This window comes from Streptomyces sp. NPDC012935 (genome assembly GCF_042900345.1).
Classification (GTDB): domain Bacteria; phylum Actinomycetota; class Actinomycetes; order Streptomycetales; family Streptomycetaceae; genus Streptomyces.
In genome coordinates this window covers 1-2274 of sequence record NZ_JBIBBC010000047.1, presented here as the reverse complement: position 1 = coordinate 2274, position 2274 = coordinate 1, and the positions used below count along the sequence as shown (strand labels likewise).

Annotated in this window: 2 protein-coding genes and 2 pseudogenes; all 4 read right to left on the bottom strand. The window is 72.4% G+C overall.

What is annotated here, in order from left to right; genetic code table 11:
• Positions 1-392: pseudogene (locus ACFY5C_RS41250) on the bottom strand (hypothetical protein); the annotation flags it as partial.
• A gap of 2 nt (positions 393-394) precedes the next feature.
• A complete protein-coding gene (locus ACFY5C_RS41245; RefSeq protein WP_389455210.1) occupies positions 395-676 on the bottom strand; it encodes an acyl carrier protein in 282 nt (93 codons plus the stop codon).
• A 38-nt stretch (positions 677-714) separates the two neighbouring features.
• Positions 715-1998, bottom strand: coding sequence for a type III PLP-dependent enzyme (locus ACFY5C_RS41240; protein WP_389455208.1), 1284 nt, complete (start codon positions 1996-1998; stop codon positions 715-717).
• A 2-nt stretch (positions 1999-2000) separates the two neighbouring features.
• A pseudogene (locus tag ACFY5C_RS41235) lies at positions 2001-2274 on the bottom strand (hypothetical protein); the annotation flags it as partial.

Below are 2274 nucleotides of genomic sequence, written 5' to 3'. Positions count from 1 at the left end.
CCCTGGTCGGACAGCGCGAAGGCGAGCGGCCCGCCCGGCAGGCGCCCCTTCACACAGGACGCGACCAGCTCCGCGTGGACGAAGTCGGGCGTGGCGTACGCGGCCACGACGAGCTGCGGGGCCTGACCGGCGTCCAGGTCGCCCAGCGCGTCGAGCGCGCCGAACGCCAGCTCCACGGAGCTGCGCCGGGCCGAGGCCGCGTAGCCCTCGCGGTCGAAGAGCAGCCCGTAGGGGGCGCCCAGCTCCGCGTAGAACGCCTCCAGCTCCGGATCCGGCACGTAGGGGGCCGTGGCGGCCCCGGGCGCGTACCGGGCCGCCCGGACGAGGCGGGGCAGGACCGGCGCGGCGCCGTCCGGCTCCGCCCGCCGTACGGGCGCTGCCGTGCGGAACATGCTCAGGCGTCCGCTTCGGCCGCGACGAAGTCGGCGAGGGAGCCCACCGTCTCGAAGTGGGTCATCTCCAGGTCCTCGGCGTCGAACTGCACGTCGAGGATCTCCTCGATGGTGATGAGCAGTTCCAGCGCGCTGCTGGAGTCCAGGCCCAGCTCGTCGAAGAGGCGCACGCCCTCGGCGGCCCCGGAGACGTCCTTGTTCAGGACCTCGCTCAGGCCCTTGCGGACGGCGTCCACATAGCGCTCGCGCTCGGCGCCGGCCATGACTGCGGTGTTCTCGGTCATCTGTCGTTCTCCTCGCTGGTGCGGGTCGGTCTCGGGTGTCAGGGGGTGGTGTCGGTGCCGTCGTACAGGCGCTGGCCGCCGAGCATCGCCTCGACGTCGTCCCGTTCCCGGACGAGGTGCGCCCGCCCGTCCAGGACGAGGACCTCCGCCGGGTAGCCGTGGCTGAGGAAGTGCACGGGGGAGGCCGTCGGGCCGTACGCGCCGGAGCGCAGCACGCCGATCAGCTCGCCGGCCCGCAGCGCCGGCAGGGGGACCTTCTTGCCGATGACGTCGTTCGGGGTGCACAGCGGCCCGGTGATGTTCCACGGCTCGCCCGCCGGCTCGTCGAGGCGCTCCAGGGCGACGATCGGGAAGTTGCGCTTGACGTAGGAGCCGATGCCGACGGCCGCCATGTGGTGGTTGGTGCCGCCGTCGGTGACGGCGAAGTTCTCGCCCATCGACTGCTTCGTGTAGCGCACGCGGGTCACGTAGGTGCCGGACGCGGCGACCAGGAACCGGCCCAGCTCCATGATCATCCGGGTGTCCGGGTGCCGTACGGCGAAGGCGTCCACGACCGGGTTCAGACGGGCGGTGAGCTCGTCGAGGTCGAGGTCCTTCTCGTTGTCGAAGTAGGCGATGCCGAGGCCGCCGCCGACGTCGACCGTCTCCAGCGGGAAGCCCAGGTGCCCGGAGACGCGCTCGGCGAGGTCCAGGATGCGCCGGGTGTTCTCCACGACGGTGTCCTCGCCGAGGATGCGGGTGCCCAGGTACACCTGGACGCCCATGAGGCGCACGGCGGAGTACCGAGACGCGAGGCCGGGGCCCTCCGCGAGCAGCCGCTCCTCGTCGATGCCGAACTGGCGGGGCTTGCCGCCCATGGTCAGGCCCGAGCCCTTCACGGAGAAGGACGGATTGACGCGCAGCGCGACCCGGGCGGTGACGAACTTCTCGCGGGCCACCTCGTCGATGAGGGCGAGTTCGTCGAGGGACTCGCAGACGATCGCGTGGATGTCCTCGTCGAGGCAGGCGGCGAGTTCGGCACGGGACTTGCCGGGGCCGAGGAAGATGATGTCGCGCGGGGCGACGCCGGCCCGGCGGGCCGTGACCAGCTCGGTCAGCGAGGACACCTCGGCGCGGGCGCCGCAGCGGTTCAGCAGCGCGCAGACCGAGATGTTCGGGTTGGCCTTCAGGGAGTAGAAGACCTCCAGCGACGGGTGCAGACGCGCGCGCAGCCCCTGGAAGCGGGTGGTGATCTCGTCACCGTCGTACAGGTAGAGGGGGGTGCCGTACTGCTCGGCGAGGTCGGTGACGCCGATGCCCTGCACCTCGAAGGCGTGGCTCACGTTCAGCTCCGATCCGTGTGGGCCGCGAGGCGGCGGGTGATGTCGGTGTCGAGGGCGGCCACCTCGGCGTCGGAGCCGGCCACGAGGACGCCGTAGAGCCGGCCCTCGAAGCCGTCGTCCCCGGCGCCCGCGGCGGCGGCGTTCACCGTGGCGTAGTTGTTGACGAACAGGCCGCGCGGGCGCGGGCCGCGCTCGGTCAGCAGCAGCCCGTCCAGGACCTCGCGCAGCTCCGCGAAGGGCAGGGCGCGCCGGGGCCGGACGGTGAAGTGCCGTGCG

What these genes read in the sequence shown, in the direction of transcription:
- ACFY5C_RS41245 (WP_389455210.1), bottom strand. Translation starts at nt 676, where the DNA reads ATGACCGAGAACACCGCAGTCATGGCCGGCGCCGAGCGCGAGCGCTAT.